24 protein-coding genes and 1 pseudogene are annotated in these 25,066 nt (G+C 43.0%); 14 read left to right on the top strand and 11 right to left on the bottom strand.

Annotated elements, in window-relative coordinates; genetic code table 11:
- Positions 1 to 5 precede the first annotated feature (5 nt).
- From BQ5453_RS12600 to BQ5453_RS12575, 6 genes and pseudogenes are all read right to left on the bottom strand, one after another.
- On the bottom strand, positions 6 to 1,049 hold the full coding sequence (locus tag BQ5453_RS12600) for a transposase (RefSeq protein WP_074027632.1): 1,044 nt from the start codon (positions 1,047 to 1,049) through the stop codon (positions 6 to 8).
- A 34-nt stretch (positions 1,050 to 1,083) separates the two neighbouring features.
- On the bottom strand, positions 1,084 to 1,461 hold the full coding sequence (locus tag BQ5453_RS12595; protein WP_143033257.1) for an ISAon1 family transposase N-terminal region protein: 378 nt from the start codon (positions 1,459 to 1,461) through the stop codon (positions 1,084 to 1,086).
- 120 nt (positions 1,462 to 1,581) lie between these two features.
- Positions 1,582 to 2,517 (bottom strand): annotated as a pseudogene (locus tag BQ5453_RS12590) (MFS transporter); the annotation flags it as partial.
- 6 nt (positions 2,518 to 2,523) lie between these two features.
- Entirely contained in the window at positions 2,524 to 4,710 is a 2,187-nt protein-coding gene (locus BQ5453_RS12585) for a dipeptidyl-peptidase Dpp5 (RefSeq protein WP_071123454.1), read from the bottom strand.
- Between the two features lie 278 nt (positions 4,711 to 4,988).
- Entirely contained in the window at positions 4,989 to 6,872 is a 1,884-nt protein-coding gene (yidC, locus tag BQ5453_RS12580) for a membrane protein insertase YidC (RefSeq protein WP_071123453.1), read from the bottom strand.
- 67 nt (positions 6,873 to 6,939) lie between these two features.
- A complete protein-coding gene (locus BQ5453_RS12575; protein WP_022101738.1) occupies positions 6,940 to 8,544 on the bottom strand; it encodes a CTP synthase in 1,605 nt (534 codons plus the stop codon).
- Between the two features lie 92 nt (positions 8,545 to 8,636).
- Between BQ5453_RS12575 and rsmG the strand changes: the two genes are divergently transcribed.
- The 13 genes from rsmG (at position 8,637) to BQ5453_RS12510 (ending at position 19,882) form a co-directional block, all read left to right on the top strand.
- Positions 8,637 to 9,263: a 16S rRNA (guanine(527)-N(7))-methyltransferase RsmG gene (gene rsmG, locus BQ5453_RS12570; RefSeq protein ID WP_071123452.1), complete on the top strand. Its 627-nt coding sequence runs from the start codon at positions 8,637 to 8,639 to the stop codon at positions 9,261 to 9,263.
- Between the two features lie 5 nt (positions 9,264 to 9,268).
- Positions 9,269 to 9,910, top strand: coding sequence for an MBL fold metallo-hydrolase (locus BQ5453_RS12565; RefSeq protein ID WP_071123451.1), 642 nt, complete (start codon positions 9,269 to 9,271; stop codon positions 9,908 to 9,910).
- A 34-nt stretch (positions 9,911 to 9,944) separates the two neighbouring features.
- On the top strand, positions 9,945 to 10,316 hold the full coding sequence (locus tag BQ5453_RS12560; RefSeq protein WP_071123450.1) for a DMT family protein: 372 nt from the start codon (positions 9,945 to 9,947) through the stop codon (positions 10,314 to 10,316).
- Between the two features lie 8 nt (positions 10,317 to 10,324).
- The gene (locus tag BQ5453_RS12555; RefSeq protein WP_071123449.1) at positions 10,325 to 11,053 is read left to right on the top strand and encodes a tRNA 2-thiocytidine biosynthesis TtcA family protein; all 729 of its coding nucleotides are present in this window, start codon (positions 10,325 to 10,327) and stop codon (positions 11,051 to 11,053) included.
- Between the two features lie 1,443 nt (positions 11,054 to 12,496).
- Positions 12,497 to 14,029 (top strand): F0F1 ATP synthase subunit beta, encoded by a 1,533-nt coding sequence (atpD, locus tag BQ5453_RS12550; protein WP_071123666.1) that lies wholly within the window; start codon positions 12,497 to 12,499, stop codon positions 14,027 to 14,029.
- A gap of 27 nt (positions 14,030 to 14,056) precedes the next feature.
- Positions 14,057 to 14,290 carry a F0F1 ATP synthase subunit delta/epsilon gene (locus BQ5453_RS12545; protein ID WP_317039474.1) on the top strand — a complete coding sequence of 78 codons (234 nt, stop codon included), beginning with the start codon at positions 14,057 to 14,059 and terminating at the stop codon, positions 14,288 to 14,290.
- A 64-nt stretch (positions 14,291 to 14,354) separates the two neighbouring features.
- Positions 14,355 to 14,771, top strand: a complete 417-nt coding sequence (locus BQ5453_RS12540) for a hypothetical protein (protein WP_071123447.1) — start codon at positions 14,355 to 14,357, stop codon at positions 14,769 to 14,771.
- On the top strand, positions 14,768 to 15,850 hold the full coding sequence (gene atpB / locus BQ5453_RS12535; RefSeq protein ID WP_071123446.1) for a F0F1 ATP synthase subunit A: 1,083 nt from the start codon (positions 14,768 to 14,770) through the stop codon (positions 15,848 to 15,850). Before BQ5453_RS12540 ends, atpB begins: the two co-directional genes overlap by 4 nt.
- A 35-nt stretch (positions 15,851 to 15,885) precedes the next feature.
- Positions 15,886 to 16,134: an ATP synthase F0 subunit C gene (gene atpE, locus BQ5453_RS12530; RefSeq protein WP_022101727.1), complete on the top strand. Its 249-nt coding sequence runs from the start codon at positions 15,886 to 15,888 to the stop codon at positions 16,132 to 16,134.
- A gap of 119 nt (positions 16,135 to 16,253) precedes the next feature.
- On the top strand, positions 16,254 to 16,766 hold the full coding sequence (gene atpF, locus BQ5453_RS12525; protein WP_022101726.1) for a F0F1 ATP synthase subunit B: 513 nt from the start codon (positions 16,254 to 16,256) through the stop codon (positions 16,764 to 16,766).
- A gap of 89 nt (positions 16,767 to 16,855) precedes the next feature.
- Entirely contained in the window at positions 16,856 to 17,395 is a 540-nt protein-coding gene (locus BQ5453_RS12520) for a F0F1 ATP synthase subunit delta (protein ID WP_022101725.1), read from the top strand.
- A gap of 16 nt (positions 17,396 to 17,411) precedes the next feature.
- On the top strand, positions 17,412 to 18,998 hold the full coding sequence (atpA, locus tag BQ5453_RS12515; RefSeq protein WP_071123445.1) for a F0F1 ATP synthase subunit alpha: 1,587 nt from the start codon (positions 17,412 to 17,414) through the stop codon (positions 18,996 to 18,998).
- A gap of 5 nt (positions 18,999 to 19,003) precedes the next feature.
- Positions 19,004 to 19,882: a F0F1 ATP synthase subunit gamma gene (locus BQ5453_RS12510; protein ID WP_071123444.1), complete on the top strand. Its 879-nt coding sequence runs from the start codon at positions 19,004 to 19,006 to the stop codon at positions 19,880 to 19,882.
- Positions 19,883 to 20,076: 194 nt separating this feature from the next.
- Here BQ5453_RS12510 and BQ5453_RS12505 read toward each other — a convergent pair whose 3' ends face one another.
- From BQ5453_RS12505 to BQ5453_RS12490, 5 genes are all read right to left on the bottom strand, one after another.
- On the bottom strand, positions 20,077 to 21,003 hold the full coding sequence (locus tag BQ5453_RS12505) for a LysR substrate-binding domain-containing protein (RefSeq protein WP_071123443.1): 927 nt from the start codon (positions 21,001 to 21,003) through the stop codon (positions 20,077 to 20,079).
- Positions 21,000 to 21,578 carry a 4Fe-4S binding protein gene (locus BQ5453_RS12500; protein ID WP_071123442.1) on the bottom strand — a complete coding sequence of 193 codons (579 nt, stop codon included), beginning with the start codon at positions 21,576 to 21,578 and terminating at the stop codon, positions 21,000 to 21,002. Before BQ5453_RS12500 ends, BQ5453_RS12505 begins: the two co-directional genes overlap by 4 nt.
- Positions 21,579 to 21,597: 19 nt before the next feature.
- Positions 21,598 to 21,798 carry a 4Fe-4S binding protein gene (locus tag BQ5453_RS13885; RefSeq protein ID WP_074027668.1) on the bottom strand — a complete coding sequence of 67 codons (201 nt, stop codon included), beginning with the start codon at positions 21,796 to 21,798 and terminating at the stop codon, positions 21,598 to 21,600.
- A gap of 30 nt (positions 21,799 to 21,828) precedes the next feature.
- Positions 21,829 to 22,230, bottom strand: a complete 402-nt coding sequence (locus BQ5453_RS12495) for a C-GCAxxG-C-C family protein (protein ID WP_071123665.1) — start codon at positions 22,228 to 22,230, stop codon at positions 21,829 to 21,831.
- 645 nt (positions 22,231 to 22,875) lie between these two features.
- The gene (locus BQ5453_RS12490) at positions 22,876 to 24,066 is read right to left on the bottom strand and encodes an FprA family A-type flavoprotein (RefSeq protein ID WP_071123441.1); all 1,191 of its coding nucleotides are present in this window, start codon (positions 24,064 to 24,066) and stop codon (positions 22,876 to 22,878) included.
- A 330-nt stretch (positions 24,067 to 24,396) separates the two neighbouring features.
- Here BQ5453_RS12490 and BQ5453_RS12485 point away from each other — a divergent pair, with 330 nt between their 5' ends.
- The gene (locus tag BQ5453_RS12485) at positions 24,397 to 24,810 is read left to right on the top strand and encodes a (deoxy)nucleoside triphosphate pyrophosphohydrolase (RefSeq protein ID WP_071123664.1); all 414 of its coding nucleotides are present in this window, start codon (positions 24,397 to 24,399) and stop codon (positions 24,808 to 24,810) included.
- Positions 24,811 to 25,066 lie beyond the last annotated feature (256 nt).

Here is a 25,066-nt window from a genome sequence, read left to right as displayed (position 1 = left end):
AGATGCTAACCCAAAACTGTTGCTAAACGATACATGAAGAATGGTATGTCTATGACTCCTTTTACTTGTGCACGAAAGCATTTGATCTTTGAGTTCAACGATTCAGCTGAAGCGTTAGTCTTACGTCCGTCAAAGTAGTTCAGGATTTCATCCTCATAGAATCTGATGGTATCGCGTACGGACTTGATTTCACGCAGAGTGCAGGAAGCCACTTTCTCATACCACCCCTTGAAATTCTGTTTGGCAGTCTCCTTTGTGAGTTTCTTGTTTCTGAATATGGCTCTAAGGGAGTTGATCAGATTGTATGCTTCTTCAAGTTTTGGGTAGAGTGCGAAAAGTATCTTCGCACGCTTTTTCTGCGTTGCGCTCCACTTCTCTCGGCTCATGGACAATTGCTTGCGACATCGTGTCTGTGCCTCTACAAGAGTCTCGCCATTTTCAAGCCTTTTGGGTTCAAAGCGAGTGTTCAGCCTCATAGGCTTTCTTCCGCGCTTGCTCTTCTTCCAGTTCTTCCCATGCCTTTTCCTCATTCGCTCGCGGTAAGCCTTTCTCTGCGCTGCCAGATTTTCGAGGTATTTGCGAAACTCTGCCTTCTGTCTGTTCGCCTCCTTTACGGCTTTTCGTTTCAGGCGCAGGCGTATCTCTTCGCAGCCCTCTCCACCGCGTTTTACGACATGGAAGCAGTCACGTATGACTGTGGCTTTAGGGAATGCCTCTCGGGCTATGACACGCATGCAATCTGAGAGATCCATCGTGATATTCTCAACCATTTCACGCTTATCTGCAGGTAGTTGCATGAGAACCTTCAGTACGTCAGCAGGATTCGTTCCCTTGACTACTGCTATGATTGCACCCTTGCGACCATGGGCATCCTTGTTGTGAACGATAGTGTACAGTTCGCCCTGGAGGGAGGTCTCGTCTATGCCTTGCTCCTTACCTACGTTTTGCGGAATAAGAATCCACTTGGATGCGTGATCCTTCTGCTCCCACGTCTCGAAGTTACTCAGGGCGTCCTTGTATCTTTTGGCAAACGTGGAGCTGTTAATCATGTACGTATAACCAATCTGACGAGCGGTTATCGTCTCAGAGTCCATTCGCCCTCTTTAAAAAAAGCGCGAAGTCCTTCGCGTATCGAGTGCCCTTATGCTTCAGTTCAAACTCCTTGTCAAGGTCAACACTTCTTGTTGTGCCATCCGGCATTGTCCAACGCCTTCTTCGTATGTGAAGTACCGCCTTCTTGTCTCGGGCTGGATAGTCAAGTAAACATGATTCTTCCCCAAAACCATTGCTCACGGAATCCTTCATGTCTGGTGTGCGATTGTCGCGCTCATCCAGATAGATGTGAAGCTCTGTTGTGTAAAGAACATCCTTGTCCAGAGTACGCTGTGTTGCAAAGTCTGTCACCTCGAAATATTTAAGAACTCCTTCGGGGAGGAAATATGAGGCGAGGCCCTCATACATATTTTTATTGCCATTCTGATTCATAGTGCAAAGGTACTACTTTTGGGCAATCATGTATCGTTTGGCAACTCAGTTTTTGGGTTAGCATCTGCACAGCCCTCCACAGGGTTTGTCGGGTGCGCCGAATAAAGGCGTGAGGAATATTGTGCCGAAGGGCAGCATAGCAGGAATCAAACCAGCAATGTTGGCGTCAACCCCATATTTCATGACCATAAGTTTTGTCGCAAATTTTAGGAATGGGAATACACCTGCATAAAACATAAGGCAGAGTACGGCAACATACCAGAAGCCGATGTTGCCAAAGAGAGTGGATAAGTCTGAAAATTTGAATCCTTCTTCGGGTTCTGTCTCGACCGCGGCTGCCGATGCATCTTCTTTTCTATCCATTACGCAATAAACGATGAATGCTATCATGCCGGCACATAACAGAGCTGCGCCAAGGCCAACAGAGGCAGAAACACCGCCCATGGTTTTAGCAAAAGGCAGAGCGTAGGCTAAAGCTCCAGCAGTACCAATACGTGCAAGAGCTACTTGCAGGCCCATGGCCAAAGCCAGTTCGTGGCCAGTAAACCATTTGACAATAACTTTGCTGACTGTAATACCTGCTATTTCGCATCCTACGCCATAAATGGCAAATCCTGTGGCTGCTAAAACAACTTGTGTGTGGTATGTACCAAAAAATGGCACTGCTATACTGCCTTCGAAATTGTGGCTTACAGCATACCATTTGATTAAGGCACCCGTAAACATTAGAACTGTGGACATTATGCCCGTAAATCTGATACCAAATTTATCGAGAATGATACCACCCAAAAATAAGAGGAACAAAAATACATTGAAATAGCCATAGGCTCCAGAGAAGAAGCCATATTCGTCGCTACTCCAGCCGAGGCCGAGTCCTCCATTCTCTTTCGCAGCAGTGAGGAGTGGTTCGAGGGGTGACATGACGTCGGTGAAAAAATAGCCAAACATCATTGTAACGCTGACAATGACGAGTGCGCTCCAGCGTGCAGATTTAGAGTCGCTGAGCTTTTGTTGAATAGCTTTTGTAACCATATTGTGTTATTTGTTATTTGTTTTCAGATATTTATCTAACCAGCGGAAGAATGTACGTTGCCATAGAATGCCATTTTGTGGCTTTAACACCCAATGGTTTTCGTCGGGGAATAATAATAATTGGGCGTCTATGCCACGCATGCGTGCAGCGGTGAAGGCAGACTCTGCTTGTGTATATTCAATGCGGAAATCTTTTTGTCCGTGAATACAAAGTATTGGCGTGTCCCATTTGTCAACATACAAATGTGGTGAGGTGGCAAAAACCTTTTGTGTCTGTCCATCTTCGTTTTTCTTCCAAGGCGCGCTGCCCATATCCCAATTAGGGAACCACAATTCTTCCGTTTCAACATATTGCTGTTGCGTGTTGAAAATGCCATCATGCGCAATGAAAGCTTTGAAACGTTTGTTGTGATTACCGGCTAACCAATATATGCTGTATCCGCCAAAACTTGCACCAACAGCGCCAATGTGTTCTTTGTCGACATAGGGCTCCTTGCAAATGTCGTCAACTGCACTGAGATAATCCTGCATGCATAGGCCTGAGTAGTCTCCTGAAATTTCTTCAAGCCACTCCATGCCGAAACCGGGAAGTCCGCGTCGGTTAGGAGCTATTACAATATAATCGTTGGCAGCCATTATTTGCATGTTCCATCGAAAACTCCAGAACTGGCTCACAGGTGATTGAGGACCACCCTCGCAGAACAGAAGGGCTGGATATTTTTTGTTGGCATCAAAATGAGGCGGGTAAATAACCCAGCATAGTTCCTGTTTGTTGTCAACGGTCTTAACCCAACGCTCTTCAACCTTTCCAAAAGTGAGGTTGTCATAGAAATGTTGATTTTCGTGAGTCAGCTGTTTGGCTTCGACTTCCTTCTGGCTTGTAATGGGCAGACGATATATTTCATCTGCTTGGCTCATGCTCTGGCGTTTGCAATAAAGATTTTTGCCGTCAGCAGATAATGAAAGTATAGAATAGTCTGCAACATCGTTTGTAAGAGCTTTATGCTCACCCTTCAAATTTGTTTGATATACTTGTGTCTTACCATGCCATACGCCAGTAAAATAGAGCGTTTTGTTATCGCGTGCCCAGCAAAATTCGTTTATGCCACTTTCAAATTTCTCGGTGACGTAAGTTTTTTTGCCGCTTTTCAAGTCCAACACACACAAACGAGCACGATCGCTCTCGTAGCCGTCTCGTTCCATGCTGCTCCAAGCTATGTATTTGCCATTTGGTGAAAATTGTGGATTTTGGTCATAGCCCATATTATAATCGGCCGGCTGTTTGTTTACCGACTGATGTTGTAAAGAACGATCCTCTTCGATCGTTGGGGCATGATAATCTGATGGCTTGCACAGATTCTTTGATTTGCGTGTAGCCAAGTCATATAGGAAAATGTCGCTGTCAGTGCTTATGGCATATTCCTTACCGACCTTTTTGCGGCAAGTGTAGGCAATACATTTTGAATCGGGACTCCATGCAAGTTGTTCGATGCCACCAAATGGGAGCATTGGGCATTCGAATGGTTCACCCTCGAGAATGTCAAAGGCGTTGTCAATCTTGTTTCCGTCGAAATCGGCAACGAAAGGGTGGGGGGCGGTGGTGACATAGGTGTCCCAATGCTTATACATGAGGTCATTTATGACCATGCCTGAAGCCTGTGGCAGATCTGCATCATTAGTCTGAATGCTATGATTTTGCGCAACGTCCATTATTACAATGACCTTCTTCTCATCTGGTGATATGGAAAAGTCTGCTATATCCGCATTCGTGTGACTAATCTGTTTGCGATTTGTACCGTCAGAATTCATCACCCAAAGTTGATTTGAGCCACTTTCGGCAGACAGATACATAATCTGTCTGCCTTTATTGATGTATGTTCCTCCTACTTCGCTTTTACAACTTGTTGTAAGTTGTTTGCTTTCAAGAGTGCGCAAATTGATTGTGTATAGAACGCTGTGGCTTTTATTTTGCTTTACGCTATAATATGTTACGCCGTAAACTGCGTTGCTGTTGTCATGCGAGAGTTTGAAACCACCAATTCGTCCCATAGCCCAGAGGTTTTCAGGCGTCATTCGGTCACTTTTGAAAACGGGCTGTTGGCGTCCAATAAAGTCCTGAGCCAAAACAGGAGATATTGTCGTTGTTGTGGCGGCAATAACTGTAGCGGTGAGCATAGTTCTTAATAAATTCATATATTGCAATTATATATTAAGTTGGTATTCAAAATGTAGTAAACATAATCAAGTGTTGCATTAGTTGTCGATATGTTTCGTCATACAGCTTGTTACATAGGTTCTTTTTTTATTACCCACGTAGCCGCAGCGCTCATTCATCAATCAAATATTTAGGAACAAGCACTACACCAATTCATTTCAACTAACTTTGAATACTTACTTAAAGAAAAGAAGCTAAAAGCAAAAACCATAAATATAGGTATAGCTTTTAGCTTCTTTGTTGTTTCACTTTATAATCAGTGTTGTCTGCGTTGTTGTATTTCTTGTTGGCGCTTTAGCATTTCTTCTTGCTGCTTTTGCAGAGCTTCAAGTCTGGCAGCCAATCCACTGGGCTTTTTGTTTGGATTGTTCTTGTTGGCTTGGTAGTTCGCTTCAAGTTTTGCAAGTAACTTCTTGTCATCGGTTGTTTTGCGTAAATACCACATGGTCAAAGCTCCGAGGAGTAATGATATGAAGTAGAAATAGTTCAATCCTGATGAGTACTTGTTGAACATGAAGAAGAAGAACAATGGCATAAGCATCATCATCCACTGCATCATTTTCATTTGTTGGGCTTGTTCGCCCGACATTGTTTCACGTTGCTGTTTCATGGTCATTATGCTGTAAAGCAAGTTCGTGGCACAGAACAGCAAGCAGAATAGGCTCAAATGATTACCTAATCCCCAAATATTCGTATTCCATGAAATTATGCTGTCGTATGTGGACAGGTCGTCAGCCCAAAGGAAACTTTTCTGTCGCAGTTCAATTGCGTTAGGAACGAAGTTGAACATGGCTACTAATACAGGCATCTGTATAAGCATTGGCAGACAGCCTCCCATAGGGCTTACTCCATATTGCGAATACAAGGACATTGTTTCTTGTTGGCGTTTCATTGCGTCCTCTTGTTTAGGATATTTGGCTGCAATGGCGTCAACTTTAGGTTTAAGCACACGCATTTTTGCACTGCTGAGGAAACTCTTGCGTGTTGGTACATATACAATGACGCGGATCAAAAGGGTTATGAGCAGAAGCACAACTCCCATAGGCAATCCTAACTTTGTAAGGAAGTCGAATACGTAAAGTGTAAAGAAACGGTTAATCCATTTGACAATAGGCCAACCCAAGTAGACAAGATCTTGAAGATCGTTGTCGAACTCGGAAACCTTAAAGTTGTCCATCGACTGCAAGAGACGATAGTTGTTGGGGCCAAAATAAAATTGAAATTTCGTAGTCTTTGCGCCAGAAGCATCAAAGGAAGCGGCCATGTCTGCTGAATAATTCTTCAGGTAGCCTGAGTTTTCTTCGAGTTGTTGGCTCTTTACATTGACCTTTTGCATTGGATCAGCAGCCATTAAGACCGAGCTGAAATATTGATTTTTGAATGCTATCCAGTCAACGCTCTCCGTTACACTTTCTTCTTCAGTCTCGTTTTCAGACAATTTTTTAGTGTCATCGTCATGTTTCTTATAGGTCAGCGTCGAATACATGTTCTCAAAATAGAAACCTTTTTCGTGTTGAGAAACACGGTCGTGCCATGCCAGTTGAATGCTGTTGAGAGATGAAGGCAGATGCTTTTGCATACCTTGTGACTTCACATCAAAATTCAGGAGGTAATTGTCCTTTAGTAGTTTGTAGTCTATATCAATGGTGGCTCCATCTTGTGCCGTTAAACGCATAGTTACAGTACTGTCGGTAACATTAACTGGCTCAAAGTAGTAATTGGAGAAATCCATCGTATTTTCCTTCGTATCCAAAAGGAAATTGAGATTTGCGTCCTTTGATGAATAGAGCAGCAGAGGCTTGTCTTTTTGTGCCTCAAAATCCTGGTAGCTCTTGTATTCTTTCAATTCTACGCTTTCAACGCTACCGCCTTTTGTGCTGACCTTTACGCGAATTTTGGCATTCTGTAATGTGATATCTTTGGCTTCACCTTTTGTAGCAGCAAAAAAGATATCAGTGCTGTCAGTGGCGATTTTCTTTACAGAGTTGTGGCTCTGTTGCGAATATTGTTTAGCTGCAGGCAGGCTTGTCTGTTCTGCCTGTGGATGCTGCAAATTTCGCTTTTGGTTGGTATTATACCAACTGAAGCCGATAAGTACAGCGGCAATTAGGAACAATCCAACGATCGTATTCTTATCCATAGAGAGTATTATGCCTCTTCCTCACCTCAAAGAGAGGTGGGAAAGAGGTAGTTATGTAATTAAGATGTTATTTCTTGTTTTCTATTGCAGCCTTCACAAAGTCTAAGAATAAGGGGTGAGGCTTCAGTACCGTACTTGAATATTCGGGGTGGAACTGCGTTCCGACATACCATGTGAGTGTTGGTATTTCAACAATTTCGACCAGATCTGTGTCGGGGTTTGTTCCTACACATTCCATGCCAGCTTGTTCATAGGCCGCACGGTAGTCATTGTTGAACTCGTAACGATGGCGATGACGTTCGCGAATAATCTCTTTCCCGTAGATTTCACGAACTCGGCTGCCTTCGCGCAGAGTACATTCATAACCGCCCAAACGCATTGTTCCGCCCATGTTCGTTATGTTTTTCTGGTCTTCCATCAAGTCTATTACGTTGTGAGCAGTTTTGTTGTCCATTTCAACAGAATTGGCATCACTGTATCCTAAGACATTGCGACCAAATTCGATAACCATCATTTGCATACCAAGGCAGATGCCGAATGTGGGCTTGTTATGTTCACGACAATATTGAGCTGCAATAATTTTGCCTTCAATACCGCGTTGCCCAAATCCTGGACATATGACATAACCATCCATTCCGGCCAACTTGTCAGCCACAGTTGTATTGTCTATTTTTTCGCTATTGATGAAATGGCATTTAACCTTGCGGTCGTTGTAGGTTCCTGCTTGAGACAAGGCTTCAAGTATACTCTTGTAAGCATCTTGAAGGTCGTACTTTCCGACTAAACCTATGTTGATGATTTCAGTAGCCTTGTGACGTCTGTCCAAGAATGAGCGCCAAGGTCCCAATCCCGGAGTTTCGCCTACGGGCATATCGAGTTTCCGAAGGATAGTAGCGTCAAGGCCTTGTTCTTGCATTCGTAGTGGAACCTCATAAATGGTAGGTTGGTCCAAACTTTGCACCACAGCCTCAGGCGAGACATTGCAAAAAGCGGCAATCTTACGTCGTAATCCAGTGCCTAATTCATGTTCTGCGCGTAAAACCAAAATGTCTGGTTGTATGCCTAAACTTTGCAATTCCTTTACAGAGTGTTGTGTCGGTTTAGTCTTTAATTCACCTGCAGCAGCCAAATATGGTACATAAGTAAGATGAATGCATACGGCATTTTTTCCTAAATCCCATTTGAGCTGCCTTATTGCTTCAAGAAAGGGCTGGCCTTCAATATCACCAACGGTTCCGCCTATTTCTGTTATAACGAAATCATACTTTTTGGTTTTACCAAGGTAAAGCATGTCACGTTTGATTTCATCAGTGATATGTGGTATGACTTGAATGGTCTTGCCAAGGTAGTCGCCTCGACGTTCCTTGTCAATAACGCTTTGGTAAATCTTGCCTGTGGTGAAATTGTTGTAACGAGTAGTTTTGATGCCAGTAAACCTTTCATAGTGGCCAAGGTCTAAGTCTGTCTCTTGACCATCATCTGTTACATAGCATTCGCCGTGCTCATAAGGATTGAGTGTACCTGGGTCGATGTTGATGTAGGGGTCGAATTTCTGAATTGTGATGTTGAACCCACGGGCTTGTAACAATTTGCCAATTGAAGCGGCAATAATGCCTTTGCCTAACGAGGAGGCCACACCTCCCGTTACGAAAATGTACTTAGTCTCTGACACGGTCTTAATTTTTTGTGTTTGTAAGTTTCAGCGGTTTCAGATTGCAAAGTTAATGATTTTCCACTACCTTTGCACCAAATTGTATCAAAAAGATGAACGAAGAAATTATCTTTCAGTATTTTAAGGACATTAACGACGAACAGCGTGCGCAGTTTCGTGCGCTCGGTCCTCTGTATCAGGAGTGGAATGCTAAGATAAATGTCATATCTCGTAAGGATATTGACAATCTTTACATGCACCATGTACTTCACTCGTTGGGTATTGCAAAAGTTGTCAATTTCAGACAAGGGTCAAATATATTGGATATTGGTACGGGGGGCGGTTTCCCAGGAATTCCGCTTGCAATCCTTTTCCCCAGCTGCAAGTTCAAGCTGATAGACAGTATTGGCAAAAAAACGAGGGTGGCTGCGGCTGTGGCAAATGCGATAGGACTGAAAAATGTTGTGGTGGAACATCGAAATGTAATAGAAGAGAAGAATAAGTATGATTTTGTTGTGAGTAGAGCGGTAATGAACGCCACAGACTTGGTAAAGTTGATTCGGAAAAACGTTTCGAAAGAACAACGTAATGCGCTTCCTAATGGTCTTATTTGCTTAAAGGGTGGCGATATGACAGAAGAAGTGGCACCATTCAAAAATCATTCGGAAATATGGGAATTGAAGTCGTATTTCGATGACGAATTCTTTGATACTAAAAAGGTTATGTATATTCAATTATAGTAGATATGCAGATAGAACGTTTTGTCTTTAATATGGTCGGGGAAAATTGTTATCTAATTTGGGATGACAATAAAAATGCAGCGTTGATTGATTGCGGCGCCTTTTACGAAGAAGAAAAGAGTGCTGTCACTTCATTTATAGACAAACACCAATTAAACTTGGTGAGGTTGCTGAATACTCATGGACATTTTGACCATGTGTTTGGCGCTGCATATATCAGCGAAAAATATAATGTTCCAATAGAACTTTGTGAAGATGAGAGAGAGACTTTTGAAAACGCTGTAAATCAAATGCAACAGTTTCTTCATTTGAATGTAGACTTTAAGTTACCTTCTGCCCGTAAATACTTTAAGGATGGAGATTGCTTGCATGTCGGAAATATTACTTTGAAGGTCATAGAAACGCCTGGTCATACACCAGGAGGCGTCAATTTTTATAGTAAGGCTGATGGCGTTCTCTTTAGTGGGGACAATCTTTTCCGCCGTGAAATTGGACGTTGCGATTTGCCAGGTGGAAATGAACGCTCTCTCATTTCAACTTTAAGAAGCAAGGTCCTAACGCTTCCGGGTGAGGTGGTCGTTTACCCGGGGCATGGTCCTGCTACTACTATATCAGAGGAGCAAATGTCCAATATCTATTTACGCTAAAGTTAAATTCCAAACATCGTTTTTTGGCTGAATAATGAAACAAGGTTTATTTACAATATTGTTGCTAATATGTTCCAACGTTTTTATGACTTTTGCCTGGTATGGTCATCTTAAATTGCAGGAAACAGGTGTCAGTCGCAATTGGCCGTTAATAGCTGTAATCCTGTTCTCATGGGCGGTAGCCCTGTTTGAATACATGTGCCAAGTGCCAGCCAATAGAATTGGTTTTATTGAAAATGGCGGTCCTTTTACATTGATGCAATTAAAGGTGGTACAGGAGGTCATTTCGCTTATTGTGTTTACAGTAATCGTTACTTTAATGTTTAAGGGCGAAGGGTTCCATTGGAACCATTTAGTGGCATTCGCTTGTTTGATAGCAGCCGTTTATTTTGTTTTTGTAAAATAGACAACTTTATGAAAACAGATTTGGAGTGTGTCCTTCATCGTCGGCTGCAGAAACGGCTCGGACAGGCAATAAAGACATTCGAACTCATAGAAAAGGGGGATCGTATTTTGTTGGGGCTTTCTGGTGGAAAGGATTCTTTGTCACTTTTAGACTTATTGGGCGAACGTATGTTACATAGCAATGGCTACTTTTGTTTAGAAGCTGTTCATGTACGTATGAAAAACATACACTACGAAACAGATGTGCAATATTTGAAAGATCGGTGCAACAAGTGGCGTATCCCCTTGCATGTTATTGAAACAGGGTACGAGGAAGACCGTAATAAAAAGCGAACGCCTTGTTTCTTATGTTCTTGGAATAGGCGTAAGGTCTTATTCTCTCAGGCGCAGGCTCTGCATTTTAATAAAATAGCATTAGGGCATCATCAAGATGATATATTACGAACGGCTTTGATGAACTTGACATTCAACGGCACATTCTCTACAATGCCTGTTCGAATTAGAATGCGCAAATTTGATATGACCATAATACGCCCACTCGCAATGATTTCGGAGGCGGATTTGAAAAGATGGGCTGCGTTAAATTGTTATCAGCCTGTTGTGAAAATATGTCCTTTTGATGATGTTTCAAATCGTACTCACATTGAGCGTGTGGTAGGTGAGATGGAACGCTTAAATGATGACTACAGGTATAGTTTGTGGCACGCTTTGCATAAATCCGGGGCTTTGGTGGAATAATTCGTATAATATGATACCTCATAATTGCTATGAATGTATAATTGTTTGTTCCGTAAATCCTTGTATTATGGTTTGTAACTGGATTTTGATATAAATTAGACATGCAAAGCGTTTGCTCATTTCCTGACTTTGTCACTTTCTTTGCGCCATCACATAGCGCATATTGAAAATCAGTGAGTTGTGTTAATTGATTGGGCGACGCATTGACGAAATTTGCAAAAAACGCTACCACTAAACGCAAGCACCAAACGCAAGCACTAATGGGGGCGACGCGTCTCGCGTCGGGATTTTTATGACAAAGGCTCACAGACATGAGTGTAATTCGTGCTGTCTGTGAGCCTTTGCTTATAGTGTATGAGCATTGCATTTTCCCCGACGCGGGACGCGTCGCTCCCATTAGTGCTAGCGTTTTGTGCTAGCGTTTAGTGCTTGCATTTGATGGTAGCGGGACCTTTACCATACTACAAAAACTTTACTTTCCGTGCATCTTACATCTTACACAAACACGTTGCAATTTATTGATTATCAACACCTTACTCAGTGTAAGATGCTACCAAATCCACCTACACGCAACCTACACACTCCACATGCTGCCACACGGCTCAAGCACGGGAGGGGGATATCACGACATTGGGGAGCAGAAAAGTCTGTTGCTCCGACTGATTGTTCTACGTCCCTGTGGCGTATAATCCCACCGCATACGTCCAAACCTACTGCGCGACAGCGGGGTGGGGTGTGTAAGATGTATGCAGGGGCTTGTAAGATATTTTGAAATCATCTTACACTCTTGAAAACCCTGTGTATCAGTTTGTTGCGAACAAAAAGTGTAAGATGGCAGTAAAAGCACACACACACTTTTACAAGTAGGCAGACGGGAGGGAACAAATATTTGTGTGCAAATTGTACATTTTTTTGATGGGTGCAATGTCTTGGTGTTACCTTTGCGGTACTTTTGTTCTTATTCTCTTTTGTTCTTGTGTTCTCCGCGTTAGCGGCAGATCTCATCACTCACAAACAATGAAACACCACAAAATCCCAACTTCATCACTTTTCTGCGCCATCATATAGCGCATATTGAAAAACGATGAGTTACGTCATTTGATTGGGTGACGCATTGACGAAGTCGGGTGGGGCTTTGGTGGAATAATTCATGTTATATAATGCCTTTAATTGGTATGAATGTATATAGTTGTTTGTTCCATAAATCCTTGTGTTATGGCTTGTGGCAGGATTTTGATACAAATTATACATGTAAAGCGTTTGCTCATTTGAAAGTAAATGCTAATTTTGCCCTCTGTAAAAGAAACAGCGCAAGATTCTACGCAGGTTCTTTTAGATATGCACCATTGGTTACGACCTACATATGAAAACATGCTCGTCCGCAACAAGGCATACCTTTTACATGAAAGAATCGATAGTAATATGCTTAATAATATAAGTAAAATGAATAAAAACAACGTGACGATTGGCCACATTTCACAGATAATTGGCGCCGTTGTCGATGTCAAATTTGATGTGCAAGGCCAGGATCCAGAAAAAGTTTTGCCACGTATCCATGAGGCACTGGAGGTAACTCATCCCGATGGGCGAACCCTCGTAATTGAAGTGCAGCAGCATATAGGCGAGGATACCGTAAGAACGGTCGCAATGGACAATACAGATGGTTTAAGTCGCGGTTTGGAAGTTCGACGTACTGGAGCTCCAATATCAATGCCTACGGGTGACCAAATCAAAGGTCGAATGATGAACGTAACAGGTGATTCTATTGATGGACTCGCATCGTTGGACCGTTCGACTGGTACATATCCAATACATCGTGAACCGCCAAAGTTCGAGGATCTGAAGACCAGTAGTGAAGTTCTCTATACAGGTATAAAGGTTATCGATTTGCTCGAGCCGTATGCGAAAGGTGGTAAGATTGGTCTTTTCGGTGGTGCAGGTGTTGGTAAGACTGTGCTTATCATGGAATTGATCAATAATATTGCCAAAGGACATGATGGTTTCTCTGTTTTTGCTGGTGTAGGTGAACGTACAAGAGAAGGTAATGACTTGCTTCGCGAAATGATTGAAAGTGGCGTAGTTCGTTATGGTAAAGAATTTACTGAAGCCATGGAACGTGGAGAGTGGGACCTGTCAAAAGTTGATTACAGTGAAGTGGCAAAAAGCCAGGCTACACTTGTCTATGGACAGATGAATGAACCACCTGGGGCACGTTCTTCAGTAGCATTGTCAGGACTCTCTATTGCCGAGAGTTTTAGAGATGCTGGCGCAAAAGAGGGCAAAACATCAGACATTCTGTTCTTTATCGACAATATTTTCCGTTTTACTCAGGCAGGTTCCGAAGTGTCTGCGTTGCTCGGACGTATGCCTTCGGCAGTGGGCTACCAACCTACGCTGGCAAGTGAAATGGGTGCCATGCAAGAGCGTATTACTTCGACAAAGAATGGTTCTATCACATCAATACAAGCTGTATACGTACCTGCCGATGACTTGACAGACCCCGCGCCTGCAACGACTTTTACGCACTTGGATGCGACAACTGTTTTGAGTAGAAAAATTACGGAGCTTGGCATATATCCTGCTGTGGACCCATTGGATTCTACTTCGCGTATATTGGATCCTGCCGTAGTCGGTGACGCACATTACAACTGTGCACAGCGTGTAAAGCAAATTCTCCAGAAGTATAAGGAACTGCAGGATATTATTGCTATTCTTGGTATGGACGAATTGTCTGACGAGGACCGCTTGACCGTAAATAGAGCAAGACGCGTTCAGCGTTTCTTGAGCCAGCCGTTTACCGTAGCTGAGAAATTTACCGGTGTTCCTGGTGTGATGGTACCCATTGACGAAGTCATCAGAGGATTTAATATGATACTTGATGGTGAAGTTGATGATTTGCCAGAACAGGCATTCTTGAATGTTGGTACAATTGACGAGGCGATAGAAAAGGGTAAGAAACTCATGGCGCAAGCTTAATTCTTACACGTTAAATAGACTACAATAATGAAAGTAACCATAGTATCTCCGGAGAAAACACTCTATGAGGCTGAGGCTGATGGCGTGAAATTCCCTGGTGCGTTAGGGCAATTTGAGGTGTTGAATGGGCATGCTCCAATAATATCTGTATTGGAAGCAGGCGATATAGAATGCAAAGGTCCATCTCCCTTCAAGATCTCTATAAGCGGTGGATTTGTAGAAGTTGAGAACAATGTTGTATTGGCGTGCGTTGAGAAATAATCATCGTGCAGTAACAAGGACGATATCGTAATTTCTATCATTTCCTTCGGCTGAATCTAAGACAATGAAAACACTACATGAATTAAAACGCGAGGCAATAATAAGTAAGGTCATCTGTATGGTGGCAGCTTTCGCTTTGGTCAATTTGGCAGAATTGATGCTTGCTACCAAAGATGCCATGATGCATTTATTGCCCCCAACATTTTTAGTTGCCTTGCTCTTTATCCTACTGGATTGTGGAGCGTGTAATATATACACGTATATAATGAAGCAGGGCGGCAAGAGAGCCATAGGCTTTTATCTTATCGATAAAGTTGTTCGACTCGTTTTTGTAGTGTTTCTGATTATTGTCTATGCTTTAGCGGACTGTAGTAGTCTGTTGGCATTTTCAATGAGTCTATTGGCATTCTATCTTGTGAGTATGGTTACTTCGATCATATTCTATGTCAAGGTAGAGCAAAACTTAAGTAAGAAGCAATGAAATACTTCAAAATCAGAAATTTATTCCGTGCAGTACTCCTGTTGTGCTTATTCTTCACAATGTCATTTTCGCTGTGTGCTTCAAATGAAGGCTCGGCAAGTGGCGTAGATGTGAAGGAAATAGTACTTGGGCACATGAGTGATGCATACGAATGGCACATAACCACATGGAATGGCCACCATATATCTATCCCTTTGCCTGTGATAGTAAAGGGAGAATCCGGTGGCTGGCACGTATTCAGTTCGGAGCGTTTCCATGATAGTACAAATGGTACATTTGAAGGGTTTTACCTTGACGAGACACACAATGGTAAGATATATGAACATCTTGCAAATGGGCAGAATGTGCGTCCTATAGATTTGAGCATCACTAAAAATGTTGTGCAAATATGGATTGTCGTTTTGCTAATGGCCGTTATATTCATTAGTTCAGCACGATGGTATAAAGGACGTCAGGCAGGAGACAAGGCTCCGGGTGGTTTTGTCGGTTTGGTGGAGATGTTTGTAATGTCCATCAACGATGACTTAATTCGTCCCTCTGTCGGCGAAAAACACTACAAGCAATATGCCCCTTTCTTGCTTACAGCGTTTTTCTTCATTTTCATCACGAACCTGTTAGGACTTCTTCCAATTTTTCCGGGTGGTGCAAACATAACCGGAAATATAAACATAACATTTGTGTTGGCAATGTTCACCTTGTTGTTGGTCAATGTATTCGGCAATAAGGAATATTGGATGGAAATTCTATGGCCTCCAGTGCCAACCTGGTTGAAGTGTCCAGTGCCTATGATGCCTGTAATCGAACTCTTCGGCATATTTACCAAGCCGTTTGCTCTTATGGTACGTCTGTTCGCAAATATGATGGGTGGACACGCAATCATATTGTCGCTCACTTGTGTCATATTCATTACATGCCAACTTGGAGCGGTAATAGGCACACCGCTAACAATTGTTAGTTTTGTGATGATGGTGTTCATGAATTGTCTTGAACTTTTGGTTGCTTTTATACAGGCTTACGTATTTACTATGTTAAGTGCTGTATTTATAGGGCTTGCACACACTGAACACTCTCATGAATAATCAAATACAATAATAACCCATAAATTTATAACATTATGACTATTTTACTTGCTTTGTTAGAAGCTGCAGGACTTGCAAAGTTGGGTGCCGGTATTGGTGCCAGTATTGCTGCTATTGGTGCAGGACTCGGCATTGGCCGAATTGGTAGTGCCGCAATGGAGGCTATTGCCCGCCAGCCTGAGTCTACAAGCGACATTCGTGCAAACATGATCATCATTGCTGCACTTGTTGAAGGTGTTGCTTTGTTTGCAGTTATTGTTTGCTTGCTTTGTCTTTTCCTCTAAGATTGGTTTATTGTGGTTTATGAATTGGGCGTGGAAGCATGCATCTCTGAATATGCATCGCTTTCAAAACCAATTCATAAGCTACATACCTATTACATGAAACAATTAAAAGCATTGTTATGCAGTCAATCAATTTGCCATCCATACTAACTCCTGATTTCGGCTTGTTATTTTGGATGCTCTTGGCTTTTCTCGTTGTATTCTTTTTAATGGCCAAATTTGGATTTCCTGTCATTACAAAGATGGTGGAAGAGCGCAAGAACTATATTGATGAGTCCTTGCAAAAAGCACATGAGGCTAACGAACGGCTTGCTGGCATAAAACAAGAAAGCGAGCGGTTGTTGGACGAGGCGCGTGCTCGTCAAGCAGAAATACTGAGCCAGGCTAAAGCCACAGGTGATAGCATCGTGCGCGAAGCACGTGAAAAAGCGCAAGACGAAGGATCAAAACTCTTGCAAGAGGCCAAAGCCCAAATCGCGGTGGAAAAAGAAAATGCACTTCGCGACATCAGACAAACTGTTGCAGATCTTTCTATTGTTATAGCAGAGAAAGTCGTTCGACAGAAGTTGTCAAATGATGTTGAGCAGCAAAAACTTGTTGAGCAGATGCTTGACGAAGTCTGCAAAGGCTAAAAATAGAAAGGAATACGGCAAACGCAATGCCTCCTTTGAGTGAGGCAACAAAAATGTCGGCAATTTCTTTATTGAAACAATAGTAAAATATGGATTTAGGCATCATATCTACGCGATACGCTAATGCGTTGTTGCTTTTTGCCGAGGAAAAAGGTGAAACCAAGCAAGTCTATCAAGAGACCACAACATTGGCCCACTCTTTCTTGGCTGTACCTGCATTACAACAGGCCATGACAAATCCAGTTCTGTCTGTCGAGTGTAAGTCAAGATTACTGTTGACTGCTGCATGCGGTGAACAGCAACCATCGGCTTCTCTTAAGCGCTTTGTGCAACTTGTTGTAAACAAAGCGCGTGCAGATATTATGTTGTTTGTGGCTCACTCCTATGGCACCCTTTATCGTAAGAAAGAACACATGATAACCGCCAGATTAGTTGTGCCAACTGCCATACAGCCAAATCTGAAGGAAAAGTTGCAGCAGATGGTCGAAAACAGAGCACATTGTAAGGTAGATTTCAAAGTCGATGAGGATGCCTCTATTGAAGGTGGCTTTATTTTGGAGTACGACACTTACAAACTTGATGCGAGTGTGCGTACGCAACTTTCCAAAATTAAACGAGAACTAATTTAATAAATATAAGAATTAAATGTCCAACAATATAAAACCCAGTGAAGTAAGTGGTGTACTCTTGCGCGAGCTTCAAGATGTCAATACAGATGTCAAGTTTGAGGAAGTGGGCGTTGTTCTTTCTATTGGTGATGGCGTTGCCCATATATATGGCCTTACCAATGTGACTGAAAACGAACTTATCGAATTTGAAAATGGTGTAATGGGTGTTGCCATGAACCTCGAGGAGGATAACGTGGGCGCAGTGTTGCTCGGATCTTCAGAGGGCATCAAAGAAGGTCAAAGTGTTAAACGAACCAATAAAGTTGCATCTATAGAGGTTTGTGATGGCATGTTGGGCCGTGTAATAGACCCTCTTGGAAATGCAATCGATGGTGGCAAGGCCATAGAAGGGAAGAAATATTTGATGCCATTGGACCGTAAAGCGCCAGGTGTCATATTCCGTCAGCCCGTAACGCAGGCTTTGCAAACAGGATTGAAGAGTGTCGACTCAATGATACCTATAGGCCGTGGACAGCGTGAATTGATTATTGGCGATCGCCAAACGGGTAAAACTGCTATTGCCATTGATACTATTATCAATCAAAAAGACAATTACGCTGCAGGCGACCCTGTATATTGTATCTATGTAGCCATAGGTCAGAAAGCCTCAACAGTTGCTAATATCGTCAACACTTTGAAGCAGGCTGGCGCATTAGATTATACTATCATTGTCAGTGCCACTGCCGGTGAGCCAGCTGCTATGCAGTATTATGCGCCTTTTGCCGGTGCAGCCATTGGTGAGTACTTCCGAGATAGAGGCATGCACGCTTTGGTAGTTTATGATGATTTGTCAAAACAAGCTGTTGCCTACCGTGAGATTTCGTTGATACTTCGCCGTCCTTCTGGTCGTGAGGCTTATCCTGGTGATGTATTTTATTTGCATTCTCGTTTGTTGGAGCGTGCGGCCAAGATAAACAACCAGCAAGAGGTGGCTGAAAAAATGAATGACCTTCCCGAGTGTCTGAAAGGAGAGGTAAAGGGCGGAGGTTCTCTGACGGCTTTGCCTATTATCGAGACTCAGGCTGGTGATGTATCTGCCTATATTCCTACCAATGTGATTTCTATTACAGATGGTCAGATATACCTTGACTCCAACCTCTTCAACCAAGGATTCCGTCCAGCCATTGACGTGGGTATATCAGTAAGTCGTGTAGGTGGTTCGGCTCAGATTAAGAGTATGAAAAAGGTTGCTGGTACGCTAAAAATAGACCAAGCTCAATATCGCGAGTTAGAGGCTTTCGCCAAATTCTCTTCTGATATGGACCCCGTAACAGCAATGACAATCGATCGCGGCCGCAAAAACAATCAGCTGCTTATTCAGGCTCAATACAGCCCGATGCCGGTTGAAGAACAGGTTGCGGTATTGTATTGTGGTACTCATGGTTTGCTGAAGGACGTCAATATTGACAAGGTATGCAACTTCCAGGAAGCATTCCTTCAAGTTATGCGTTCACAGTATGCCGACTCTGTACTGGCAAAGCTACGTGAAGGCAATCTTAGCGATGAGGTTTGCCAGACAATAGAGAAGGTGGCTGCCGACATTGCAGGACAATATAAAGCGTAAGTTATATGGCCTCACTTAAAGAAGTAAAAACACGAATAGCTTCTGTAAACAGCACACGTAAAATTACAAGTGCTATGAAGATGGTTGCTTCGTCCAAGCTCCATCGTGCGCAGCAAGCTATTGAAAGTATGCGGCCTTACGAGCGGCAACTTACTCGTATTATGTCCACGTTTGTAGGCAGTATGGAGGGTGAGGTTGACACAGCATATGCAGCCCAACGCGATGTAAAGCGTGTTGTTATTGTTTTGTTTACCTCAAACTCTTCGTTATGCGGCGGCTACAATGCCAATGCAGTAAAGGCTTTTGTAAAAAAAGTTGAAGAATATCGAAGCCTCGATATCGAAATTTGCAGAGTCTATGCAATGGGCAAAAAGGCTGCTGAGGCCGTTGGTAAACTCAAGAATTTTGATTTGGTAGACAAGAGCGCGTTGTTAGACCATCCCTCATATCAAGAGGCTGCAAAGGTAGCCTCCGAACTAATGGATCTCTATGTTAAGGGTGATATTGATGAGGTTGATTTAATATATCATCATTTCAAAAGTGCTGGTACACAGATCCTGACAACGGAAACATTCTTGCCTATAGATCTGCACGCAGATTCAACAGAGGAAGGTGCTACCAACAATCTGAATTTTATAGTAGAGCCATCTATGGGTGATATTGTAAATCAGTTAATACCAAAGTCGCTCCATCTGAGGTTGTACACTGCTTTATTAGACAGTCTTGCAAGCGAACATGCAGCGCGCGTGATAGCCATGCAGGTGGCAACAGATAATGCTGACGACCTGTTACGCGAACTGACACTTACCTATAATAAGACGCGTCAGCAGGCCATTACCAATGAGCTGCTTGACATCGCAGGTGGAAGTGCAGCGCAGCAGTAAAATCGTGGAATATTGTTGCTGGCAAAACATTTTATAAGATCATAAATTGGGATTGATACCTCTTAATGGGGTATCAGTCCCAACTTTTGATTACTCGTTGGTGTAATGAAAGTAAGCATCCCGTGCAGGCCATATTGTATAAAACAAATGTCGTTGGATTCGGCAAAAGTCAATATTGAGCGAAGTCATGCATTTTACAGTCTTATATCATATTTTCTGATGCCTTCACTCAGCATCTGTGCAGGCATAAACTCCTTCATGCTGTCGATAATGGTATTGAGCATTCGTTCTTTGACAAAGTCTTTTCTGATGTATAGGGATATGCGTCTTTGGGAAAGATAAGTTCCTTCTATTTTTCTAACATTCTTACGTTGTGCCTCGCTTAAGAAATCGAGGTGCATTTCGGGAATGATGGTGAAACCTCCATTTTCGTCCACAATACGAATCAAAGTCTCTATACTGCCAGCCTCATAGATGTGTTGGCCTTTGCTTCTTGCTTTACAGAAGGAGAATGCGCTATTGCGAAGGCATTGTGCTTCTTTCATAATCCACATATTCTCGTGTTCCAGATTTTCTGGTTTGAACACGGGCAATTTACGCCAACAGTCTTCCGATAAATACACATAGAAGCGTTCTGTGTAAAGTGGAATTTCTAATACTCCTTTATTCAGAATATCAGAGGCAGAAATGCCAGCATCTATTTCTCCATTTTGTAAGGCATTAAGCATATCTTCAGATTTTCTCTCTTGTATGGAGAGACTTACTTCTGGGTATTTTTTTCTGTAATGCTTGATAAATTGGGGAAGAATGTAAGGAGCAATGGAGGGACCTACGGATAGAGACAAAGAATTGCCTATCTGATTCTTTTCTTCAGCAACGAGTTCTGTAATCTTCTCTGCCTCTATTAGCGTTTTTTGGGCCTGAAGAATGATTTTCTTTCCTGCACTCGTCGGTGTAACCTGCTTGTTGGAGCGATCGAAGATGCGCACGTCGAGTTCATCTTCTAATTTCTGCAGCATGGTGCTGAGTGTTGGTTGGGAGATGTTACACGAATCAGCCGCCTTCGCAAAGTTACGAAAGCGGTTGATTGCTATGATGTATTTGAGTTGTTGCAGATTCATCTTGTTTTGAGTCTACAGATTAATTGTGTCATGTTTCCCATTGGGCAGAACACGCACCAGGTTCTTGGCCGATAGATAATGGTGAGCAGGACGCCCACAATCAGTGAGGTGAGCATGATGCCATAGAGTCCGAAGGCAAACTGTGCCTTCCATGGCTCAATCTCCACGGGATAAGCCCAATGCCATGGCACGTTAAAAGTCCATAGCAGATGAATGGTCTGATGTAGATCTTCAGCACCTTTTGCAACCATTGTGGTGAGGATAATCATCTGAATGAAGAAGAACATGAAAAACAGTAGAAAACCATGGCGGAATAATTTAGATGAGAGCCATCTTGGTGCCACTTTCTTACGCGACCAACCCATGTTGTTCCCTATTTGCAAGAAGAGTTGTCCTCTGCCGCAATAGTTGTTGCAATATCCTTTACCGCCTCCAAATATAGCCATTATCAGCGGTATAAGAAAGCAGATGACTCCGAGCCATGCGAATACGATGTTGAAAAATCCGAGAGTAAAATATGTGGCTGATACGAGCCACATGTAGTCACTCCATTTCTTATTTCTCTGTTTTGCCATACGAGTCAAAATTAAGATGTTAAACAGGCCGTCTTAATACTTTGTGCATCACTCCCGCCGGACAGTTCTTCTCGCAGATTCCGCAGCCGATGCATTTGGCCTCATCTATTTGGGCATAGCATCCCTTGTAGATACTGATAGCATCCTTAGGACATACCTTAACGCAAACCCCGCATGCTACGCAGCGGTCTTGCTCATTAGTCGCTTTATATTTAGCCATGTCGTTGGGCGTAAGTATCTGAGATATAAGTCATTTATGGATACCGTATTCTTCCAGAACATCTTCTAAAAATTCAGATGCATCAGCCACGCAAAGAGGACATTCGCGAAGTATTTTTCCTGTGCCCACGCCTTTGAGCAATTTGCATTGTGTAGCTCCATTGCGCTGCCTAAATTTATCCATAATTTGTCTCATTCCTTTGATTGATTTTGTCTTGTCCTGGGTGGCGAGTCCGAGTATGATGCCGGCTCCGACGAGGGCTCCGCAAGTTCCTTCCATATTGCCCATACCCGCCGCAAAGGCATTGCCTGCATTCTTAATGTTCCCTTCGTCTATGCCAGTGAAGTCGTGGTATGTGCAGAGTACAGCTTGTGTGCAATTATGTGAACCACAACGTTTCTTTTCTGCTGCGATTTCTTTTCTTGTTTCCATAATGTTTTGTCCTTTCATTTATTGCTTTACGGGTACAAAAGTAACGATTTTATAATAGATAAACCAAAAGATGTTGGCTATCTGTCAATAGATAAAACCTATTATTGCTATGCTCGGAAGTCTTACCATATACTTGAAAAAGAAATTGGACGGTAGGCTATACTCCTCCAAAATGATCTATTGCTTCATAGCAAGAGGGAATAAACAGACTTGTTGGTGCCTCTAAGAGTTTATAATCTCGCATCATGAACTGTTGGACTTGATAGTGTGAACTAAGATTCATATGGAAAGCTTGTTCAATGGAAAAAACTGCAAGAGGTTATTAGCAATGCTTGTAATGAAAGTTTGCCCGAGTGCGGAGAAAATGTATTTCAGCCTTCAAAAATAGAACACTGCCGTCTAACGTTAGTGTAGGCGGCAGTGCATAAAGAAAGTGTGTAAATAAAAAGTATTCTGCTGTAAGAATATCAGCGGTTTGTATGTAAAAGCGCAGATAAAATTGCTCAGATTTATCCTTCTCGGGGTAAAGGATTTGTACCTGCACTCAATTATTACACATCAAATAGCCTTATATGTTGGTAGGGCAATTTCATGTTCGATGTACAGGATTTTGTTATAAAATGAAGTAGAGATGCCAATGCGCTATTATGCCATGTTGTTGCATTGTTCTGCTAACATGCGGCCAAGTTGGCGGGCACTCTGCAAATCGTTTCCTGTAACGCCCTGTTTCCATTCAACGGGTGAGGCTACCAAGTGCATCTTTATCTTTTCGTTGTATGCCTCCATTGCCTTGACGGCCTGGCTGCTCCATGTAAAGCCGCCAAATAATGCCAATTCGTGCTGACCGACGTTGCGACCAGCAAGGCGGCGCATGAGGTCGTCGACAACGGGGAATAGTCCGCCGTTGTAAGTAGGACTGCCAATGGCTAAAGCCTTGTAGCGGAAAATGTCGGCAAGCACCTGCGAAATGTCAGATACACTTAGGTTATGTACAACAATCTTCTTCATTCCAGCCTCGGCCGCACCCTCACAGACTGCTTCCGCCATGCGTGCTGTGTTGCCATACATCGAGCCGTAGCACACCACCAGTCCTTTCTCTGTCTGTCCGGTAGCAAGTCGTTGATAGGTGGCAATGGCCTGCGGTATTAGTTCTGTCCACACGGGGCCGTGTGTTGAACATATCATTTTAACAGGCACGTTGGCCAATTTTTTGAGCCCAGCTTGCACAGGTGCACCGAATTTGCCTAAGATACACGCATAATAGCGTTCCATTTCGGCCCAATATGGCGCTACCTCCATTTGTGTGTCAATCACGTGTCCATTCAACGCGCCAAAGCAACCAAAGGCGTCGCCTGAGAAAAGTGTGCCGTTTGTTGTGTCGAAAGTCATCATTGTTTCAGGCCAATGCAGCATGGGAGTCAGATAGAATTTGAGTTCATGATGCCCCAAGGTGAGCGTGTCGCCATCGGCCACACAAACATCGTCATCAGCGGTAGCATCATAAAATCCCTGCACCATTTGCATGGTTTTCTTGTTCCCCACCAGCTTTATGCCAGGGTAGTACTTGCGTATCAGTGCTATTGACCCCGAGTGGTCGGGCTCCATGTGGTTGATAATCAAATAGTCGATAGGCCGGTCTGCGATAACAGTCTTGATCTTATCGATGTATTCGCCAAAAAATGCGACGTCAACTGTATCAACCAAAGCTACTGCATCATGGTCAACTATAAGATAGGAGTTGTATGAAACTCCATAGGGTAATGGCCATAGGCCCTCAAACCGATGTTTGGTGCGATCGTTTACACCAACGTAGTATACATTGTCGTTTATGCGCATAGTAAATATATAAGTAGGTGTTCAATTTTATTTTATGGTATGTAGACGCTATTTTCACATAGCAGACACATTTTCGGGTGCATCTGTTATTGTGCAAACCGAGAGCAGAGAGTCAAGCTTGCTTGAACTTTATGCCGAGGTGTAGCCTGTCTTATGCAAAGATACAAAACGACTTTTACATTTTGTGCATCAAGCGTTGGCTATGTCGTGGCAAATGCCGAAATTAGCAAACGAAAAGAGTTATTATTTACATTTTAGTAACGTTAATCCCTGGCTGAACTTTGTTGGCAGAAGACGCGGACGGCTCGAAGTGCAAGGTGATATATGAATATGGAAACAGATAAAAAGCATATTGAGGTTGTGGCGGCTGTAATAGTAAGCGGTCGCAAGGTCTTTGCCACTCAGCGAGGTTATGGCGAATGGAAGGATTGGTGGGAATTTCCTGGTGGCAAGGTCAAAGTAGGCGAGGCCTTGTCCGATGCTTTGCAACGCGAGATAAACGAGGAACTTGCTACCGAGGTCAATGTAGGTGCCGAGTTAGCCTGTGTGCAATATGACTATCCGCGTTTCAGGTTGACCATGCACTGCTTTGTTTGTACATTTGCGGGGAAATCCCCCATATTGTTAGAGCACGAGTCAGCCTGTTGGCTCAGTGCAGATAATCTGCACGATTTGAAATGGTTGCCTGCTGATGCTGCGATACTGAACAAGGTGGCGCACTTGTTGCAACAAATTGAAGAATAAAAGCGTGTCCTACGAAACAATAACAATACAAGTAAGTATATATGTGGTATAGAGACGTTTAATACAAGTTGTTGAATATCACTTGTTCGTTTCAATACTACAAACTTAAATCTACAAAATGAAACTTCACGAGGGTGTATACGAAAATCTAATAACCGGTCAATTACAAGCATCTATGAACCAAGCCACCCATGAGGGACTTGGGGCAATACAAATCCGTTTTATTGATTATATTTGCTCGCGTGACGACAGACCT

Origin of the sequence: Prevotellamassilia timonensis, from assembly GCF_900106785.1 — a bacterium.
GTDB classification, from domain to species: Bacteria; Bacteroidota; Bacteroidia; order Bacteroidales; family Bacteroidaceae; genus Alloprevotella; species Alloprevotella timonensis.
This window is presented reverse-complemented; position numbering and strand designations above follow the sequence as displayed.

Coding starts and splice junctions, on each gene's coding strand:
- BQ5453_RS12600 (WP_074027632.1), bottom strand. CDS start 1,049: ATGATTAACAGCTCCACGTTTGCCAAAAGATACAAGGACGCCCTGAGT.
- BQ5453_RS12595 (WP_143033257.1), bottom strand. CDS start 1,461: ATGTATGAGGGCCTCGCCTCATATTTCCTCCCCGAAGGAGTTCTTAAA.
- BQ5453_RS12585 (WP_071123454.1), bottom strand. CDS start 4,710: ATGAATTTATTAAGAACTATGCTCACCGCTACAGTTATTGCCGCCACA.
- yidC (WP_071123453.1), bottom strand. CDS start 6,872: ATGGATAAGAATACGATCGTTGGATTGTTCCTAATTGCCGCTGTACTT.
- rsmG (WP_071123452.1), top strand. CDS start 8,637: ATGAACGAAGAAATTATCTTTCAGTATTTTAAGGACATTAACGACGAA.
- BQ5453_RS12565 (WP_071123451.1), top strand. CDS start 9,269: ATGCAGATAGAACGTTTTGTCTTTAATATGGTCGGGGAAAATTGTTAT.
- BQ5453_RS12560 (WP_071123450.1), top strand. CDS start 9,945: ATGAAACAAGGTTTATTTACAATATTGTTGCTAATATGTTCCAACGTT.
- BQ5453_RS12555 (WP_071123449.1), top strand. CDS start 10,325: ATGAAAACAGATTTGGAGTGTGTCCTTCATCGTCGGCTGCAGAAACGG.
- atpD (WP_071123666.1), top strand. CDS start 12,497: ATGAATAAAAACAACGTGACGATTGGCCACATTTCACAGATAATTGGC.
- BQ5453_RS12545 (WP_317039474.1), top strand. CDS start 14,057: ATGAAAGTAACCATAGTATCTCCGGAGAAAACACTCTATGAGGCTGAG.
- BQ5453_RS12540 (WP_071123447.1), top strand. CDS start 14,355: ATGAAAACACTACATGAATTAAAACGCGAGGCAATAATAAGTAAGGTC.
- atpB (WP_071123446.1), top strand. CDS start 14,768: ATGAAATACTTCAAAATCAGAAATTTATTCCGTGCAGTACTCCTGTTG.
- atpE (WP_022101727.1), top strand. CDS start 15,886: ATGACTATTTTACTTGCTTTGTTAGAAGCTGCAGGACTTGCAAAGTTG.
- atpF (WP_022101726.1), top strand. CDS start 16,254: ATGCAGTCAATCAATTTGCCATCCATACTAACTCCTGATTTCGGCTTG.
- BQ5453_RS12520 (WP_022101725.1), top strand. CDS start 16,856: ATGGATTTAGGCATCATATCTACGCGATACGCTAATGCGTTGTTGCTT.
- atpA (WP_071123445.1), top strand. CDS start 17,412: ATGTCCAACAATATAAAACCCAGTGAAGTAAGTGGTGTACTCTTGCGC.
- BQ5453_RS12510 (WP_071123444.1), top strand. CDS start 19,004: ATGGCCTCACTTAAAGAAGTAAAAACACGAATAGCTTCTGTAAACAGC.
- BQ5453_RS12505 (WP_071123443.1), bottom strand. CDS start 21,003: ATGAATCTGCAACAACTCAAATACATCATAGCAATCAACCGCTTTCGT.
- BQ5453_RS12500 (WP_071123442.1), bottom strand. CDS start 21,578: ATGGCAAAACAGAGAAATAAGAAATGGAGTGACTACATGTGGCTCGTA.
- BQ5453_RS13885 (WP_074027668.1), bottom strand. CDS start 21,798: ATGGCTAAATATAAAGCGACTAATGAGCAAGACCGCTGCGTAGCATGC.
- BQ5453_RS12495 (WP_071123665.1), bottom strand. CDS start 22,230: ATGGAAACAAGAAAAGAAATCGCAGCAGAAAAGAAACGTTGTGGTTCA.
- BQ5453_RS12490 (WP_071123441.1), bottom strand. CDS start 24,066: ATGCGCATAAACGACAATGTATACTACGTTGGTGTAAACGATCGCACC.
- BQ5453_RS12485 (WP_071123664.1), top strand. CDS start 24,397: ATGGAAACAGATAAAAAGCATATTGAGGTTGTGGCGGCTGTAATAGTA.